The sequence below is a fragment of the Agrobacterium sp. a22-2 genome, from assembly GCF_012276985.1.
Taxonomy (GTDB): domain Bacteria; phylum Pseudomonadota; class Alphaproteobacteria; order Rhizobiales; family Rhizobiaceae; genus Allorhizobium.
Genome location: NZ_JAAXMM010000004.1, coordinates 74,124 through 92,780 on the forward strand (window position 1 = coordinate 74,124; position 18,657 = coordinate 92,780).

Annotated in this window: 14 protein-coding genes; all 14 read left to right on the forward strand. The window is 62.9% G+C overall.

Annotation, left to right across the window (positions count from 1 at the left end):
- Positions 1–5: 5 nt before the first annotated feature.
- The 14 genes from murG to ligA all read left to right on the forward strand — a co-directional run bounded on the left by murG (position 6) and on the right by ligA (position 18,642).
- Positions 6–1,127 carry an undecaprenyldiphospho-muramoylpentapeptide beta-N-acetylglucosaminyltransferase gene (gene murG / locus HFC70_RS07520; RefSeq protein WP_168472619.1) on the forward strand — a complete coding sequence of 374 codons (1,122 nt, stop codon included), beginning with the start codon at positions 6–8 and terminating at the stop codon, positions 1,125–1,127.
- Positions 1,124–2,536 carry a UDP-N-acetylmuramate--L-alanine ligase gene (gene murC / locus HFC70_RS07525; protein WP_168472620.1) on the forward strand — a complete coding sequence of 471 codons (1,413 nt, stop codon included), beginning with the start codon at positions 1,124–1,126 and terminating at the stop codon, positions 2,534–2,536. Before murG ends, murC begins: the two co-directional genes overlap by 4 nt.
- Complete coding sequence (gene murB, locus HFC70_RS07530; protein WP_168472621.1) at positions 2,537–3,511, forward strand: UDP-N-acetylmuramate dehydrogenase; 975 nt, start codon at positions 2,537–2,539, stop codon at positions 3,509–3,511.
- Between the two features lie 144 nt (positions 3,512–3,655).
- The gene (locus HFC70_RS07535; protein WP_168472622.1) at positions 3,656–4,513 is read left to right on the forward strand and encodes a GGDEF domain-containing protein; all 858 of its coding nucleotides are present in this window, start codon (positions 3,656–3,658) and stop codon (positions 4,511–4,513) included.
- 248 nt (positions 4,514–4,761) lie between these two features.
- Positions 4,762–5,688 (forward strand): D-alanine--D-alanine ligase, encoded by a 927-nt coding sequence (locus HFC70_RS07540; protein ID WP_168472623.1) that lies wholly within the window; start codon positions 4,762–4,764, stop codon positions 5,686–5,688.
- A complete protein-coding gene (locus tag HFC70_RS07545) occupies positions 5,685–6,602 on the forward strand; it encodes a cell division protein FtsQ/DivIB (protein WP_246735690.1) in 918 nt (305 codons plus the stop codon). The genes HFC70_RS07540 and HFC70_RS07545 overlap by 4 nt, the downstream gene beginning before the upstream one ends.
- On the forward strand, positions 6,599–7,930 hold the full coding sequence (gene ftsA / locus HFC70_RS07550) for a cell division protein FtsA (RefSeq protein ID WP_168472625.1): 1,332 nt from the start codon (positions 6,599–6,601) through the stop codon (positions 7,928–7,930). The genes HFC70_RS07545 and ftsA overlap by 4 nt, the downstream gene beginning before the upstream one ends.
- A gap of 105 nt (positions 7,931–8,035) precedes the next feature.
- Positions 8,036–9,799, forward strand: a complete 1,764-nt coding sequence (ftsZ, locus tag HFC70_RS07555) for a cell division protein FtsZ (protein WP_168472626.1) — start codon at positions 8,036–8,038, stop codon at positions 9,797–9,799.
- Between the two features lie 306 nt (positions 9,800–10,105).
- Positions 10,106–11,062 (forward strand): UDP-3-O-acyl-N-acetylglucosamine deacetylase, encoded by a 957-nt coding sequence (gene lpxC / locus HFC70_RS07560; RefSeq protein ID WP_168472627.1) that lies wholly within the window; start codon positions 10,106–10,108, stop codon positions 11,060–11,062.
- 280 nt (positions 11,063–11,342) lie between these two features.
- Positions 11,343–12,212: an outer membrane protein assembly factor BamD gene (locus HFC70_RS07565; RefSeq protein WP_168472628.1), complete on the forward strand. Its 870-nt coding sequence runs from the start codon at positions 11,343–11,345 to the stop codon at positions 12,210–12,212.
- A 32-nt stretch (positions 12,213–12,244) separates the two neighbouring features.
- Complete coding sequence (recN, locus tag HFC70_RS07570; protein ID WP_168472629.1) at positions 12,245–13,918, forward strand: DNA repair protein RecN; 1,674 nt, start codon at positions 12,245–12,247, stop codon at positions 13,916–13,918.
- 174 nt (positions 13,919–14,092) lie between these two features.
- On the forward strand, positions 14,093–15,541 hold the full coding sequence (gene cls / locus HFC70_RS07575) for a cardiolipin synthase (RefSeq protein WP_168472630.1): 1,449 nt from the start codon (positions 14,093–14,095) through the stop codon (positions 15,539–15,541).
- Positions 15,542–15,595: 54 nt separating this feature from the next.
- On the forward strand, positions 15,596–16,408 hold the full coding sequence (locus tag HFC70_RS07580) for an endonuclease/exonuclease/phosphatase family protein (protein ID WP_168472631.1): 813 nt from the start codon (positions 15,596–15,598) through the stop codon (positions 16,406–16,408).
- 74 nt (positions 16,409–16,482) lie between these two features.
- A complete protein-coding gene (ligA, locus tag HFC70_RS07585; RefSeq protein ID WP_168472632.1) occupies positions 16,483–18,642 on the forward strand; it encodes an NAD-dependent DNA ligase LigA in 2,160 nt (719 codons plus the stop codon).
- The last annotated feature ends 15 nt before the right edge of the window (positions 18,643–18,657 follow it).

Sequence of the window (18,657 nt, forward strand, 5' to 3'; positions counted from 1 at the left end):
TGTCGATGAGCAAAGGGATCATTCTTCTGGCGGCCGGCGGCACCGGCGGCCATCTCTTTCCGGCCGAGGCGCTGTCGCACGAGCTGATCGCGCGGGGCTATGCGGTCCATCTGGTGACCGACAGCCGGGCCGAGCGATTTGCCGGCATGTTTCCCGCCGACACCATTCACACGGTTCCCTCGGCGACGATCGGCTCGAAGAACCCGGTGGCGGTGCTGCGCTCGCTGTGGACCCTGTGGCGCGGTTTGCGCGCCGCGCGCCGGCTGATTGCTGAGCTGAAACCGCGGGCGGTCATCGGCTTCGGCGGCTATCCCACCGTGCCGCCGCTGCTGGCTGCGACCGGGCTTGGCGTGCCGAGCGTGATCCACGAACAGAATGCCGTGATGGGGCGCGCCAACAAGGCGCTGGCCAAGCGAGTGCAGGCGATTGCCGGCGGTTTTTTGCCCGAAGGCGGAATCTATGCCGCAAGGACCGTGGTGACCGGCAATCCGGTGCGTCCGGCGATTCTGGAGGCGGCCTCCCGCGATTACATACCATCGGCAGCGGAAGAACCGTTTCGTCTGGTGGTGTTTGGCGGCAGCCAAGGCGCGCAGTTCTTTTCCTCGGCGCTGCCGACGGCCATCAGCCTGCTCGACGAGGCGTTGCGCGGCCGCTTGACCGTCACCCAGCAGGCGCGGCCGGAGGATGAGGAGCGAGTAAGATCCTGCTACAGCAAACTCGGCATAACCGCGGAGGTCTCGCCGTTCTTCAAGGACATGGCGGATCGCATCGCATCTGCCCATCTGGTGATCTGCCGGTCGGGTGCATCGACCGTCTCTGAACTTGCGGTGATCGGTCGGCCGTCGATCCTGGTGCCTTACCCCTATGCGCTGGATCACGATCAGGCGGCCAATGCGGCGGCCCTTGCCGGGCTTGGCGGGGCAAAAGTCATTGCGCAGTCAGAGCTTTCGCCTGAAAAACTGGCCGAACTGCTGAAAGGTGCGATGACCGATCCCGTCCGGCTGCAGGCCATGGCGGATGCGGCGCGACAAACCGGCAAACCGCAGGCGACGCGCTTGCTTGCCGATCTGGTTGAGGCTATTGCCGCTGGAAAGAGTGTCGCCGAGGTAAAGGGAGCCCATTCATGAAAATGCCGACAACCATAGGACTGGTCCATTTCATCGGGATCGGCGGCATCGGTATGAGTGGCATTGCCGAAGTGCTTCACAATCTCGGCCATCGCGTCCAGGGCTCCGACCAGGCCGATAGTGCCAATGTGCAGCGACTGCGCGACAAGGGCATCGAGGTGTTTGTCGGCCACAAGCCGGAAAATCTCGGCGATGCGGAAGTGGTCGTCGTGTCGACGGCGATCAAGAAGAGCAATCCGGAACTGATCGCGGCGCGCGAAAAGCTGCTGCCGATCGTGCGTCGCGCCGAAATGCTGGCCGAGTTGATGCGGTTTCGCAATGCGATTGCCATCGGCGGCACTCATGGCAAGACCACGACGACCTCGATGGTGGCGGCGCTGCTCGATGCCGGCGGCCTCGACCCGACCGTCATCAACGGCGGCATCATCAATGCCTATGGCACCAATGCCCGCATGGGCGAAGGCGAATGGATGGTGGTGGAGGCCGACGAATCGGACGGCACCTTCCTGAAGCTGCCGGCCGAAGTGGCTGTTGTCACCAATATCGATCCTGAACATCTCGACCATTACGGGACGTTCGATGCCGTGCGCGCCGCCTTCCGCCAGTTCGTCGAAAACGTGCCGTTCTACGGTTTCGGGGTGATGTGCCTCGACCATCCGGAGGTGCAGGCGCTGGTCGGCAGGATCGAAGATCGCAAGGTCATCACATACGGCGAAAATCCGCAGGCCGACGTGCGTTTTTCGAATGTCCGTCAGGACGGGGTACGCTCGACCTTCGACGTCGAAATCCGCCGCCGCCGCACGGGCCGCGTCTTCAATTTCAATGATCTGGTGCTTCCCATGCCGGGTCGGCACAATATCTCCAATGCCTGTGCGGCGATTGCGGTTGCCAATCGGCTTGGCATTTCGGAAGAGGCGATCAAGAAGGGCTTGTCTTCGTTCGGCGGCGTGAAGCGGCGCTTCACGTTGACCGGCACCTGGAACGGCGTTCAGGTCTTCGACGACTACGGCCACCATCCCGTCGAGATCAAGGCGGTGCTGAGGGCGGCGCGCGAGGCCTGCAAGGGGCGAATCATCGCCGTGCACCAGCCGCATCGCTACAGCCGGCTGGCCAGCCTGTTTGAAGATTTCGCCAATTGCTTCAACGATGCCGACAGTATTTTCCTGGCACCGGTCTATGCGGCCGGCGAGGATCCGATCGAGGGGTTCAACTCGGAAGCGCTGGTTTCGCGGATCAAATCGGGCGGTCATCGCGACGCACGCTATCTTCCTTCGCCTGACGGACTGGCTTTAGCCGTATCAGGCATTGCACAACCGGGTGATTTCGTGATTCTCTTGGGGGCTGGAAATATCACGCAATGGGCGGCTTCGCTGCCCAGGGAATTGGAAGCTCTTTCGGGAAAGTCTTGAATGAAACAGGTGGATGGGGAAAAGCTGCTGGCCTCGCTGGGCAAGGGGGTCGATGAGTTGCGCGGGCGGTTGACGCCTGACGCGCCGATGGACCGGGTTACTTGGTTCCAGGCGGGCGGACTTGCCGAACTGATGTTCCAGCCGCACGATATCGACGATCTCGTCACCTTCCTGAAGCTGTTGCCGGAAGAGGTGCCTCTGACGGTGGTCGGCGTCGGCTCCAACCTCCTGGTGCGCGATGGCGGCATTCCGGGCGTGGTGCTGCGGCTTTCGGCCAAGGGCTTCGGCCAGGTCGATCTGGCCGGTGAAAACCGCATCCGCGCCGGCGCGATCTGCCCAGACAAGCATATTGCCGCGATGGCCATGGACAACAATATCGGTGGCTTCCACTTCTATTACGGAATTCCCGGCTCGATCGGCGGCGCGCTTTACATGAATGCCGGCGCCAATGGCGGCGAGACTGCCGACCGGCTGGTCGAGGTCGAGGCTGTCGACCGTCAGGGCAATATCCATGTCCTGTCGAAGGCCGACATGGGCTACAGCTATCGTCACTCGGCAGCGCCCGAAGGCCTGATCTTCACCAGCGCCGTGTTCGAGGGTTACCCGGAGGAAAAGGCCAAGATCCGCGCCGACATGGATGCGGTGCGCCATCATCGCGAGACCGTGCAGCCGATCAAGGAAAAGACCGGTGGTTCGACCTTCAAGAACCCGCCGGGCCATTCTGCCTGGGAACTGATCGACGAAGCCGGCGGTCGCGGCCTGATGATTGGCGGCGCGCAGATGTCGTCGCTGCATTGCAACTTCATGATCAATGTCGGTCACGCCACCGCATACGATCTGGAATATCTCGGAGAGACGGTGCGCCAGCGGGTGTTCGAACATTCCGGCATCAAGCTCTCGTGGGAAATCAAGCGGCTGGGTCTTTTCATGCCGGGACGCGAAGTCGTTCCGTTCATGGGCGTGACCACGGAATAGGTCTATTTAATCCCAAATGAATGTCCACTGCGGCGAATAGTGCGCCGCAGCATTTTTCTCCGGAATTACCACTTCGTGCCGTGCCTTGGCACGAAATGTTAATTGCGCGGCTCTAGGCTTCGCCGAGTTTTTCGGAGCAGCGCTATGGTTCTCGCCACCAGGAACTGGATCGTTCGTCAGCTGTCGCTTGGCGAATTTGCATCCCGTCGCGATGTCGTGCTGCATGCATTCTGGATGTCCCTGAAGATCGCAGCCCTTGCCTATGGGCTCAACCTGATCGCTCACTTCAACCTCTACGCCTTCGACCTCCTGCCTTACGACCTGTTCCCCGCTCTGATCATTGCGACGGTGCTGACGCCGCCGGTGTCCTTTGTCGTGGCCATGGCCGCCTATAGCGTCGTCGGTTTCGCCGTCTACGATCTTGCCATGTCGTCCCAGGAACTGTCGCGGCTCAGTCGCACCGACGCCTTGTCGGGGCTGCTCAATCGTCGGGCGTTTCTCGACGCGTTCGAGACTCGCCAGGGGGAGGCAGTGCTGGTGTTGTTCGACATCGACCGCTTCAAGGCAGTCAACGATACCTATGGCCACGCGGCCGGCGACGATGCGATCGTGGCCGTTGGCAAGGTCATCGAGACGTCGTTTGGCGAAGGTGCCGTTTCGGCGCGAATCGGAGGCGAGGAATTTGCAGTGCTTTGCGCCAGCGATAGCCACGAATCGCTGATGCACCGGGCAGAGCTTGCCCGACGTGCCGTCTGCGCTTGTCGCATCGTGTCAGGCGACCGTCAGTTCAGCGTTACCGTGTCGGCCGGCGTTGCCAATCCGTCGGGGTCCCGCGGGTTCGCCGAGGTTTTCACGGAGGCCGACCGGGCGCTCTACGGTGCCAAGGCGGACGGCCGCGACCGGATCGTCGCCTTCCGGGATCTTGAAATCACGGTTGCCAACGATCTGCCGCAGCCGGGCGGCCAGGTTGCCGAGAACACCCCGTTCAGGAAATACGCTTGAGCGGAGCGGCTATGTGGCGATCTGCCAACTCACTGAATATTGCATATTATTCAATGGCATAGCTCAATTTTCTTGCTTTTTGATTCCAGGGCGCCCGCTCGCCTGTGCCTCCCGGTTAACCAAAGTAAACGCTTCGTTAACTATAATGTCGTTCTATCACGGCTAGCGAATGTTGCAGAGATTCGACTCTGGTCAGCTTCGCGCAAGCGTATCGTCGTTTTCTGCAGGTTATTTTTCCGGGGTCGTAAATGGGTAGCAAGCATGTCGCCGTCCTGATGGGCGGATTTTCCTCGGAACGACCGGTCAGTCTGTCGTCGGGAACGGCATGTGCCGCAGCTCTCGAAGCCGAGGGCTACCAGGTCACCCGTATCGATGTCGGCCGCGATGTGGCTGAAGTTCTGGCTGCATTGAAGCCGGACGTCGCCTTCAATGCGTTGCATGGCCCGTTCGGCGAGGACGGCACCATTCAGGGCGTGCTGGAATATCTCGAGATTCCCTATACCCATTCCGGCGTTCTGGCCTCGGCGCTTGCCATGGACAAGGCGCAGGCCAAGATCGTTGCCAAGGATGCCGGCATAGCAGTTGCCGAAGCGCGGGTGATGCAGCGATTCGATATCGGCTCCAAGCATCCGATCGCGCCGCCTTACGTCGTCAAGCCGGTCCGTGAAGGATCGAGTTTCGGTGTGGTGATCGTGCAGGAGGGGCAGTCCCATCCGCCGCAGGTCATCGGCTCGTCGGAATGGCGCTATGGCGACCGGGTCATGGTCGAAAAATACGTGGCCGGCCGGGAACTTACCTGCGGGGTCATGGGCGATACGGTTCTGGGTGTCACCGAAGTCGTTCCGCAGAGCGGTGCCTTTTACGACTATGACGCGAAATATGCCGCCGGCGGATCAAAGCACGTCCTTCCGGCGGAAATTTCACCAAATATTTACCAAAAAATACAAAGAATGGCACTAAGGGCGCATCAGGCGATCGGGTGCCGCGGGGTCAGTCGATCCGACTTCCGCTACGACGATCGCTTCTCCGAGGATGGCGAGCTTATCTGGCTGGAAATCAACACGCAGCCCGGCATGACTCCCACATCGCTGGTGCCTGAAATGGCGGCTCTTGCCGGCTATTCCTTTGGTGATTTCGTTCGTTGGATGGTGGAGGACGCGTCGTGTTTGCGTTGAGCGGCAGAAAAGCTCCGGGAAGTGGTCGTCGCGCCGTGCTGGCTGCGGACGAAGACACTTTCATTTTGCCGCGGCCGCTGCGTCGCGTGGTGCGATTCGTGATCGCGCTCTGCTCCGGCAAGATTGCCGTGCCGGCCCATACCGGCCGTCTTTCGTTTGCGCTTTATTGCTCGGCCGTCGGCGCCTATGGCGTTGTGGCAGGCGGCCATGGTCCGGCCTTCACCCAGGCCATGACGTCGGCTGCCGGCTTTGCCATTGAGGATGTCCGGGTGTCCGGCAACGAGCATACCTCGGAAATCGATATCCTGCAGTTGCTGGGCCTCGATGGCACGACGTCGCTTGTGGCGCTCGATATCGACGAGGCGCGGCAGAAGCTGTCTGGTCTGGCCTGGGTCGAGGCTGCCGAAGTGCGCAAGATCTATCCCCGTACCATCGAGGTCGTTTTGAAAGAGCGCCAAGCCTATGGCATCTGGCAGCACGGAACCGAGCTCTCGCTGATTGAACGCAACGGCAGCGTCATTGCGCCGCTGCGCGACAACAAGTTCGCCGACCTGCCGCTGTTCGTCGGTCGTGACGCCGAAATCGCCGCTGCGGCCACGGAGGCGGAATTCTCCGGCTGGCCGGATATCGCATCGCGCGTCAAGGCCTATGTGCGGGTCGCCGGTCGCCGTTGGGATCTCCATCTCGACAATGGCATCGTCGTCAAGCTGCCGGAAGAGAACGTCGCTTCGGCGCTGACGCTGCTGTCCAAGCTCGATGCCGAACAGCAGGTTCTGTCGCGCGATATCGCGGCGATCGACCTCCGCCTGAATGACCGTACCGCCATCCAGTTGACGCCGGATGCGGCGCTGCGCCACCAGGCGGCCCTGGCCGAGCGCAGCAAACTCCTCAAGAAGGCGGGCCAGCGCACATGAGCCTGTTTGGATCGTCCCATTTCGGTCTGCCCCGCCTGAAGCCGCTGTCGTCGAAGCGGTCTCATGTCGTTTCCGTGCTCGATATCGGCTCGACCAAGGTCGTCTGCATGATCGGCCGGCTGACGCCGCGCAAGGAAAGCTCGGTTCTGCCGGGCCGCACCCACAATGTCGAAGTGATCGGCATCGGTCACCAGCGCTCGCGCGGCATGAAGTCCGGTGTGATCGGCGATCTGGAAGCGGTGGAAAGCGTGGTGCGCCTGGCGGTCGATGCTGCCGAGCGTATGGCAGGGCTTACCGTCGAAAGCCTGATCGTCAACATTTCTGCCGGCCGGATCGGCAGCGACGTCTACACGGCGACGATCGATCTTGGCGGCCAGGAAGTCGAAGCCGGCGATCTGAAGCGGGTGCTGACGGCTGCCAGCCAGCAGTCGCTGAGCCAGGACCGGGCTCTGCTGCACTCGCTGGCCACAGGCTTCTCGCTTGACGGCGAGCGCGGCATTCGCGATCCGCTCGGCATGTTCGGCGACGTTCTCGGCGTCGACATGCATGTGGTGACGGCCGAGCGCTCGGCGCTGAAAAATCTCGAGCTGTGCATCAACCGGGCGCATCTGACGGTCGAAGGTGTCGTTGCGACACCTTACGCCAGCGGCCTTGCAGCACTCGTCGATGACGAGGTCGAGCTTGGCTGCGCTGCCATCGACATGGGCGGCGGTACGACGACAATTTCGGTGTTTGCCGAGGGTAAGCTGATCCATACCGACGCAATCGGTATTGGCGGCCATCACGTGACCACCGACCTGGCGCGCGGTCTGTCGACCCGCATCGAGGATGCGGAGCGTCTGAAGGTCGTGCACGGTTCGGCCTTTTCCAACAGCGCCGACGAGCGCGACGTGATTTCCATCCCGCCGATCGGCGAGGACGATCGCGACCTGCCGACGCAGGTTCCTCGGGCCCTGGTGACGCGGATCATCCGCGCCCGCATCGAGGAAACGCTGGAAATGATTCGCGACCGCATCCATGCCTCGGGCTTCAGCCCGGTGGTCGGCAAGCGCGTCGTGCTGACGGGTGGTGCCAGCCAGTTGACCGGCCTGCCGGAAGCGGCTCGCCGCATTCTGGCCCGCAATGTCCGCATCGGTCGTCCGATGGGCGTGTCCGGCCTGCCGGCGGCGGCCAAGGGGCCGGCCTTTTCGACGGCCGTCGGGCTGATGATCTATCCGCAGGTGGCGGACCAGGAAGTCACCATCGGGCAGGGGGGCTTGTTCTCCCCGTTCGGAATGGCCAACAGCCGCGTGGCGCGGGTTGGTCAATGGCTGAAAGAGAGTTTTTGAGCATTCGCCGATCCGTCCACAGAAGGGCGGAGCGGCGCGAGACACACGAATTGAACTGATATGGCCGGCGTGGCGATGCGGCCAGAGAAAGAAGGAACGGGTACAATGACGATCAAGCTGCAAAAGCCAGATATCACCGAGCTCAAGCCTCGGATCACGGTGTTCGGGGTTGGTGGTGGTGGCGGCAATGCCGTCAACAACATGATCACGGCCGGCCTCCAGGGCGTCGACTTCGTCGTCGCCAATACCGATGCCCAGGCCCTGACCATGACCAAGGCCGAACGGATCATCCAGCTCGGCGTCAACGTCACCGAAGGTCTCGGCGCCGGCTCGCAGCCGGAAGTCGGCAGGGCGGCGGCCGAAGAGTGCATCGATGAAATCATCGATCACCTCAACGGCACCCACATGTGCTTCGTCACCGCCGGTATGGGCGGCGGCACCGGCACGGGTGCAGCCCCCGTCGTTGCCCAGGCGGCCCGCAACAAGGGCATCCTGACGGTTGGCGTCGTCACCAAGCCGTTCCATTTCGAAGGCGCGCGCCGCATGCGTCTGGCGGAAGCCGGTATCGAGGAACTGCAGAAGTCCGTCGATACGCTGATCGTCATCCCGAACCAGAATCTCTTCCGCATTGCCAATGACAAGACGACTTTCGCCGACGCCTTTGCCATGGCCGACCAGGTGCTCTACTCGGGCGTTGCCTGCATCACCGATCTGATGGTCAAGGAAGGTCTGATCAACCTCGACTTCGCGGACGTTCGCTCCGTGATGCGCGAGATGGGCCGCGCCATGATGGGCACCGGCGAGGCATCCGGTCCGGGCCGCGCCATGCAGGCGGCAGAGGCGGCCATCGCCAACCCGCTGCTCGACGAAACCTCGATGAAGGGCGCGCAAGGGTTGCTGATCTCCATCACCGGCGGTCGCGACCTGACGCTGTTCGAAGTGGACGAAGCGGCAACCCGCATTCGCGAAGAAGTCGACCCGGATGCCAACATCATCCTCGGCGCCACCTTCGACGAAGCGCTGGAAGGCCTCATCCGCGTGTCGGTCGTCGCCACCGGTATCGATCGTGCCATGAATGCCCAGGCCAACAAGGCATTCGACGCTCGCCCGATCGCCAAGCCGATTGTCCGTCCCTCTGCGGCCGTTGCTCCGGCACCGGCCGCGATGCAGCCTGTCCAGCCGCAGGCACCCAAGGCCATCGATCCGATCGCCGAGACCATCCGCTCGGCCGAAGCCGAAATGGAACGCGAACTGGAGATCGCCATCGCCCGCCAGGCCACGCAGGCCCAGCCGGTCCAGCAGGCTCCGGTCGAAGACTTCCGTCCGCAGAGCAAGCTCTTTGCCGGCGCAACTCCGATGGAAGCCCAGCCGGCTCCGCGCATGGCTGTCGCTCCGGCTCCCCAGCCGGCTCCGGCACCTGCACCGGTCATGACCCGCCCGGCCGCTCCGGTCCAGTTGGCTCCGCTGCGTCAGGAGCCGGTTGCTCCGGTCGTTCGTCCGTCGGCCGACAATGTCCGCATGCCGAAGGTGGAAGACTTCCCGCCGGTCGTGCAGGCCGAGATGGACCACCGCACCCATGGTGCCGCTGCTGCTGCTTCGACGGAAGAGCGCGGCCCGATGGGCCTGCTGCGGCGAATCACCAATTCGCTCGGCCGGCACCAGGACGAAGAGGGCGTTGCCTCCGACATGACCGCTCCGCCGCCGGCTGCCGCCTCGCAGCAGCGCCGGGCCTTGTCGCCGGAAGCCAGCCTCTACGCACCGCGCCGCGGCCAGCTCGACGACCAGGGCCGTCAGGTTCCGCAGGCCCGCACCAGCCACGAAGACGATCAGCTTGAAATCCCGGCATTTCTGCGCCGCCAGTCGAACTGATCGCTGTCTTTTCAACATTGATCGGCGCCCGGGCATCTGCTCGGGCGTCGCTGTTTTCAGGGCTCTGGTCCGGCGCCGAGATACCAAGCCTTTTCAATCACCTGCCTTCGTAACAATCGGAAAGAAACATTGATTTGGATTGTTCCGCGACCATCCGTATATCCCGGATAGGGCAAGGGAAAACCGGCAGCCGAATGTTTCGCGCAAACGGCCGGGTTGACATCTTGATGAATAAACGGCGAGAGCGCAGCCGCTCTATCTCGGGCGGCACTGGTTTTTGCTGACAGTGCGGAAGGCGACACATATATGGCAATCGGATTGCTCAGTTTTCAGACGACCATCGCGAGCCCCGTCACATTGACCGGGATTGGCGTGCATTCCGGCGTGCCGGTGACGATGAGCTTCCTGCCGGCCGAAGCCGGTACGGGCGTCGTCTTCAATCGCCTGCATCCCGATGGCAGCGTCACTGAACTGAAGGCCGTGTCCTCGCAGGTCGGCAATACCGATCTCTGCACGGTTCTCGGCTTTTCGCCGGCCCATTCGATCGCCACCATCGAGCATGTCATGGCGGCCGTTTATTCGCTCGGCCTCGACAACCTGATCATCGAAGTCGATGGCGCCGAGGCGCCGATCATGGATGGCAGCTCGGGCTATTTCATCGATGCGATCGAGCAGGTCGGCATCAAGATCCTTGGCGTGAAGCGCCGCTACATCCGGGTTACCAAGCCGGTGCGCATCGAATCGGGCGCATCCTGGGCCGAGTTCCGGCCCTATGACGGCACGCGCTTCGAAGTCGAGATCGATTTCGATTGCCCGCTGATCGGCCGCCAGGCCTGGAACGGCGACCTGACGGCGGCAAGCTTCAAGCAGGAGCTGTCGCGCGCCCGCACCTTCGGTTTCATGCGGGATGTCGAACGGCTGTGGGCCGCCGGCTTCGCGCTCGGCTCGTCGCTGGAAAATTCCGTCGTCATTTCCGACGACAACAAGGTCATCAATATGGAAGGCCTGCGCTACGAGGACGAGTTCGCACGGCACAAGACGCTGGACGCCATCGGCGACCTGGCGCTGGCCGGCGCGCAGTTCATCGGCTGCTACCGCTCCTATCGCGGCGGTCACAAGCTGAATGCCAATGCCCTGAAGGCGCTGCTCAGCGACAACGGCGCCTATGAGGTCGTCGAAGCGCCGGCCGCAAGGGGGCCGCAGGCACGGGTCCGCGAATTCGTGGCCGTCAACGCACCGGGCTTTGCTCCCTGGTCGGCATGAGGCGACCGCCGTTCCGGCCGTTTGCGAAGGCAAGATAGAAGGCCGTGATCCCTATCCTTTCGAGGGCAGGGATCACGGCCTGATTTTTTCACGCAATGAGCGTCTGCGGTTTGTCGGCGGCGTCGCGCCAAGTGACGCAAATAACTGAATTTACTTTCCGACGCGCCATAAAAATGCGTTAAATCGCCATCATTGCGTTGCTCTCACGTGGCTTTTATGGCTAGAAACGCCAGTCGGAAGCGATGGCTTTTCTAGCGACGCTGCAATCGGGATCTGTCGAATGAGTGAAGTAGGGTCTGCAATGGTAATTAAAGCGGCGCGGATTTTGACCGTGTGTTTGTCGATCGCAGGCGCCGGTGCTCTGCTTTCGGCCTGCCAGACGGACCCGGATATCGACATCACCAAGCTTGCCGCGGAAACAGATCCGCCGGAAGTGCTCTACAATCAGGGTCTTGCCAACATCAAGGCCGGCAATATGTCGGAAGCCGGACGCAAGTTCGACGCCGTCGATGCGCAGCATCCGTTCTCGGAATGGTCGCGCAAGGCGCTGGTCATGAGCACTTTCGTCAAGTACCGGCTCGGCCGCTACACCGAAGCGACATCGACCGGCGGGCGCTATCTCAATCTCTATCCGAAGTCGTCTGACGCGGCCTATGTGCAGTATCTGGTCGGTCTGTCCAATTGGCGCCAGATCGCATCGGTCACCCAGGACCAGAAATATTCGCAGCGCACCATCGAGGCGATGCAGAAGGTCGTGACCGATTATCCCGAGTCGGAATATGTCGAGGACGCCCAGGCCAAGATCCGCTTTGCCCGCGACCAGCTGGCCGGCAAGGAAATGCAGGTCGGCCGCTACTATCTGGAGCGCAAGGAATATCTCGCCAGCATTTCGCGCTTCCGCGTCGTGGTCGAGCAATATCCCAATACCAACCAGGTCGAAGAGGCTTTGGCGCGTCTGGTCGAAGCCTATTTCGCCATGGGCATCGTAACGGAAGCCCAGACGGCTGCGGCCGTTCTTGGTCACAACTATCCTGACAGCCAGTGGTATGCCGACAGCTACAAGCTGCTGAAGAGCGGCGGGGTCGAGCCACGGGAGAATTCCGGCTCCTGGATTGCGAGAGCGGGCAAGAAGCTTATTCTGGGATCCTGATCCTAACCCATCTGCGTGAGATTTGAACGCCCATGCTCGTCCAGCTTTCGATCCGCGATATCGTCCTGATCGAGCGGCTGGACCTTGCCTTCGAGGCGGGGTTGTCGGTGCTGACCGGCGAAACGGGCGCCGGCAAATCCATTCTTCTCGATAGCCTATCCTTGGCCCTTGGCGGGCGCGGCGATGGGTCGCTGGTCCGCCATGGAGAAGACAAGGGGCAGGTGACGGCGGTCTTCGACGTTCAGCCGGATCATGCGGCGCGACTGCTTTTGCGCGAAAACAGCATCGACGACGACGGCGACCTGATCTTCCGCCGCATGCAATCGGCCGACGGCCGCACCAAGGCCTATGTCAACGATCAGCCGGTCAGCGTGCAGTTGATGCGCCAGGCCGGCCAGATGCTGGTCGAGATCCACGGCCAGCACGACGACCGCGCGCTGGTCGACATCAATGCGCACCGGATCCTGCTAGACGCTTTCGGCGGCCTCACCGACGAGGCGACGACGGTCTCGCAGGCCTATCGTGCCTGGCGGGATGCCGAACGGGTGCTGAAGGTGCATCGCGCCAAGGTGGAGGCTGCTGCCCGCGAGGCGGATTATCTGAGGGCCTCCGTCGAGGAGTTGGAGGCCTTGGCACCGCGCGACGGCGAGGAGGACGAGCTTGCAGACCGCCGCGGGCAGATGCAGAAATCCGAACGCATCGCCGGCGATATTTCCGAAGCCTCGGAGTTCCTCAACGGCAATTCATCGCCCGTGCCGCTGATCGCCTCGCTGATGCGCCGGCTGGAGCGCAAGAGCCACGAGGCGCCGGGTCTGCTGGAGGAAACCGTTCAGCTGCTCGGCACGGCGCTCGACAGCCTGTCCAACGCCCAGATGGAAGTGGAAACGGCGCTGCGGCGCACCGAGTTCGATCCGCGCGAGCTGGAGCGGGTCGAGGAGCGGCTGTTTGCGCTGAGGGCTGCCGGCCGCAAATACTCCGTTCCGGTGACCCAACTGCCGGCACTCGCTGAAAAGATGGTGGTGGATCTGGCGGATCTGGATGCCGGCGAGGAGCGGCTTGGCCATCTGGAAAAAGCCGTTTTGGAGACGAAGCTGGTTTTCGATCAGGTGGCGCGCGCGCTGTCCGACAAACGCCATCATGCCGCGGTCGCCCTTGCCGACGCGGTGATGGAAGAACTGCCGGCCCTGAAGCTGGAGCGGGCCCGGTTCATGGTCGAGGTCGGCACCGATGCTGATCAGCCGACGGCCGACGGCATCGACACGATCGAATTCCACGTCCAGACCAATCCGGGCACGCGGCCGGGACCGATCATGAAGGTGGCCTCAGGTGGCGAACTGTCGCGCTTCCTGCTGGCGCTGAAAGTGGCGCTGGCGGATCGCGGCTCGGCGCCGACCTTGGTGTTCGACGAAATCGACACGGGTGTCGGTGGCGCCGTGGCCGATGCGATCGGCCAGCGGCTGAAGAAGCTGTCGCGCCGCGTCCAGGTCCTGTCGGTCACCCATGCGCCGCAGGTCGCCGCCCGCGCCGAAACCCATCTGCTGATTTCCAAAGGCCCGGCGGGCGAAGCCGGCGACAAGATCGCCACGCGCGTCGCCACGATGCAGCCGGAGCATCGCACCGAAGAGATCGCCCGCATGCTGGCCGGTGCTTCGGTGACCGACGAGGCGCGGGCGGCCGCCGCAAAGCTGTTGGCCGGCGACCACTGAGCGGTCGAGGTCGCATCAGGATCTGCTCACTGCGCAATGCTTGATCGATTTGGGGGCCAGCTATGGAACAATTTTGGGGAGTTGAGCGTCTATCGACGGTCGGACAATGCTCTGCGGCCGTTGCGCCCGCAGGCTGTGCTTTCGGCCATGCCGATCCTCTTTCCCCGGTGACCGATGTTTGAGGTCTTCACGACATACTGGCCGCATATCCTGGCGGTCATTTCCGCCGTCATGGGCACGGTGGCTGCGGTGCATGCGGCAATGACCAAGCGCGACGTGCGCTCGGCCGTCGGCTGGGTCGGCGTCATCATCCTCTCGCCGATCCTTGGCGCGCTGATCTATGCCATGGTGGGCATCAACCGCATCCGCCGTGCTTCGATCATGGCGCGCCGGGCGCTGCGTCTCGGTCCGCTGCAGGATGTGCTGTCGCAATATGCCGTGGAGCCTGGCGATGTCGGACGGCGGTTCGGCGGACGAATGGAGTCCCTGCGCACGCTCGGCGATCGGGTGGCCAAGCATGCGCTGACATCGGGAAATGTCGTGGTGCCGCTGGCGACCGGGGACGAGGCCTATGATACCATGTGCCGGGACATCGATGCAGCCGAGCGCAGCATTATCCTGGAGACCTATATCTTCGACCGCGATGCGGTCGGCCTGCGGGTCGCCGATTGCCTGATCGCCGCCCGAGCCCGCGGCGTGGAGGTGCGCGTGCTGATCGACGCGGTCGGGGCACGATACAGCGTGCCCAGCATCCTGGGCTATCTCCAGGACGGCGGCGTGGCGGTCAAAGCCTTCAACGGCAAGGTCATCATGGGGCTGCGGCTGCCTTATGCCAATCTGCGCACGCATCGCAAGATCATCGTGGTGGACGGCCAGACGGCGTTCATCGGCGGCATGAACATTCGCGCCGCCTTCAGCGGCACCGATGCGGCGCGCGATACCCATTTCCGCCTGACCGGTCCTGCCGTGTCGGATCTGTTTTCGGTGGCGGCCGACGACTGGCATTTCGAAACCGGCGAGATCCTGAAGGGCGAAGCCTGGCACATCTTGGTGGACGAGGCGGTGCCCGGCGAACCGCCGCTGGTACGCACGGTAGTGTCCGGCCCGGACACCAATCTGGAAACCAACCACAAGATGCTGCTCGGGGCATTTTCCGTGGCCGAGCGGTCGATCCGCATCATGTCGCCGTATTTCCTGCCGGACAACGTGTTCCTCAGCGCGCTTTCAACGGCGGCCCGCCGTGGCGTCGCGGTCGATATCGTGGTGCCGGAGAAGAACAACCAAGCGATCGTCAACCACGCCATGAACGTGCAGTTCGAGCAGATCGTCAAGGACGGTTGCCGGATCTGGCGGGCGCCCGGCACCTTCGACCATTCCAAGCTGTTGGCGGTGGATGGACAATGGGCCTTTGTCGGATCGTCCAATCTCGATTCCCGCTCGATGCGGCTCAATTTCGAGGTGGATGTCGAGGTGTTCGATACAGCCTTTGCCGCGTTCGTCGACCAGCGGGTCGCGGCGGGAATCGAGACCGGCGAGCCGGTGACGCTGGAGCGCCTGCAGGCGCGGCCCTTCGTGCTGCGCCTGTTCGAGCGGGTCCTGTGGCTCGCTTCGCCCTATCTGTAACCGGTGAACTTGAAACTGCCTGTGGAAAACGACAAGATGGAACGGTCGGCCTGAATGAAGAAGCCCCATCCCACGCTCGCCACCCAGATGATGGCCTCGATCCGCAGCCGCGGCGAACGGCCGCTGGTGTCGGTGCGGGATGAGAGTGACGGCGGGCTGCTGGTTGCCTCCTACAATGTGCACAAATGCGTTGGCACGGATGGCAGGTTTGATCCCGAACGCATCATCCATGTCATCCGGGAGATCGGCCCTGACGTGATCGCGTTGCAGGAGGCCGACAAGCGGTTCGGCGAGCGCATGGGCTTGCTCGACCTGCCGCGCCTGCACCTGGAAACCGGGCTGACGCGGGTGCCGGTGCTGAGCCAGCCGAAATCCCATGGATGGCGGGGCAATGTGCTCTTGTTCAAGGAGGGCGTGGTGCGCGACGTGCACCAGGTCGTGCTGCCGGGGCTCGAGCCGCGCGGCGCGCTGGTGGCGGAAATCGACATGAAGGGCGGCGCGGAACTCAGGGTCATCGCCGCCCATCTGGGGCTTCTGCGCTGGGCGCGGCGCCAGCAGGCCGACATGATCCTCGAGCTGATGCGGGCCCGGGCCGATTGCCCGACCATTCTGATGGGGGATTTCAACGAATGGCGACTGGGGCAGGGCTCGTCGCTGAGCCGCCTGGAGCCGATGTTCGGGCCCTTGCCGCCGGCGCTTCCCAGTTTTCCGGCTCGCCTGCCAGTTCTGTCGCTCGACCGTATCATGGCCAATCAGGCAGGCCTCATCACCGATATCTCGGTGCATGATACGCCGCTGGCGCGCACGGCGTCGGACCATCTGCCGATCAAGGCAAAAATCAACCTGTCGCTCGGCAAACTTGCCTGAGGGTTTTGCGCAAGTGGTCTTCTCATTGCGCAGATTTCGGCTAATACCTGCCAAGTCGCAATTCGGAGGTGGCCATGGCGTTTGAAACGATCGCAATCGAGGATCTGAGCCCGGACCAGGCAAAGGCCGAACTGGAACGTCTGGCGCGCGAGATCGCCCGTCACGATGCGCTCTATCACGGCAAGGACCAGCCGGAGATCTCGGACGCCGATTATGATGCGCTGAAGCGGCGCAACGATGCGATCGAGGCGCGGTTCCCGGACCTGCTTCGCACCGATAGCCCGTCGCAACGGGTCGGTGCCGCACCGGCCGGCATTTTCTCGCAGGTCACCCATGCGCGGCCGATGCTGTCGCTCGACAATACGTTTTCCGACGAGGACGTCGCCGATTTCGTCGCCTCGATCTATCGCTTCCTCGGGCACCTGCCCGACGACAGCATTGCCTTTACCGCTGAACCCAAAATCGACGGGTTGTCGATGTCGATCCGCTACGAAAACCGCCGGCTGGTGACGGCCGCAACCCGCGGCGACGGCACGACGGGCGAAAACGTCACGGCCAATATCCTGACCATTCCGGAAATTCCAACCGAGCTACCCGCCAGCGCGCCCGACGTGGTCGAGGTGCGCGGCGAGGTCTATATGGCCCGGAGCGATTTCCTGGCGCTGAATGCGCTGATGGAGGCCGAGGGCCGGCAGACCTATGTCAATCCACGCAACACGGCGGCGGGCTCGCTGCGGCAGCTCGATCCAAAGGTGACCGCCAGCCGCAAGCTGAAATTTTTCGCCTATGCCTGGGGCGAGATGTCGGCAATGCCGGCCGATACCCAGATGGGCATGGTCGCGGCGTTTGCCGACTGGGGCTTTCCGGTCAATCCGCTGATGAAGCGGCTGACTTCGGTCGTTGAGATCATCGAGCATTACCGCGAGATCGGCCTCAAGCGCGCCGACCTCGACTACGATATCGACGGCGTGGTCTACAAGGTGGATCGTCTCGACCTGCAGGCGCGGCTCGGTTTTCGCTCGCGGAGCCCACGCTGGGCAACGGCCCACAAGTTCCCGGCCGAGCAGGCCTTTACCACGGTGGAGGCAATCGACATCCAGGTGGGCCGCACCGGCGCCCTGACGCCCGTGGCGCGGCTGGAGCCGATCACCGTCGGCGGCGTGGTGGTGACCAACGCGACCTTGCACAATGCCGACTATATCGAGGGCATCGGCAATGGCGGCGAGCGCATCCGCGAGGAGGGGCACGATATCCGGGTTGGCGACACGGTCATCGTGCAGCGCGCCGGCGACGTCATTCCGCAGGTGCTGGACGTGGTTCTGGAGCGCCGGCCGGACGGGTCCGTCAAATATGAGTTTCCGACCAAATGCCCGGTCTGCGGCAGCCATGCAGTCAGGGAGAAGAACGAGAAGACCGGCAAACTCGATTCGGTGACGCGCTGTACGGGCGGCTTTGTCTGTTCTGCCCAGGCGAAAGAGCACATCAAGCATTTCGTGTCGCGCAATGCCTTCGACATCGAGGGGCTCGGCACCAAGCAGGTCGATTTCTTCTTCGACAGCGAGGATCCGTCGCTCTCCATTCGTACGGCGCCGGATATCTTCACGCTGAAACAGCGGCAGGAGGCCTCGACGCTGACCAAGCTCGAGAACATCGACGGGTTCGGTCGGGTCAGCGTGCGAAAACTGTTCGAGGCTATCGATGCACGGCGCGAAATCGCCCTGCACAGGCTGATCTTTGCGCTCGGCATTCGCCATGTCGGCGAGACCACGGCCAAGCTGCTGGCGCGCTCCTATGGCTCTTATTCCGTCTTTGCCGAAGCCATGCAGGCGGCAGCGCCAAAATTCGGCGACGCCTGGAACGAATTGAACGCCATAGACGGAATCGGCGAGGTGGTCGCCGCCTCGATCGTCGAGTTCTTCAACGAACCGCGCAACATGGAAGTGGTGTCGCGCCTGCTCGACGAGGTGCGCCCGATCGACGCGGAGGCACCGGTGACCAGCGGCAGTCCGGTTGCTGGCAAGACGGTGGTGTTCACCGGCTCGCTGGAAAAATTCACCCGCGACGAGGCAAAGGCGCGAGCCGAAAGCCTCGGGGCGAAGGTTGCCGGCTCGGTGTCGAAGAAGACCGATTATGTCGTCGCCGGGGCCGATGCCGGGTCGAAGCTTGCCAAGGCGCGGGAATTGGGTGTGACGGTCATGACCGAAGACGAATGGCTGGCGCTGATCGGCGGGTGAGCGCGACGGCAATCC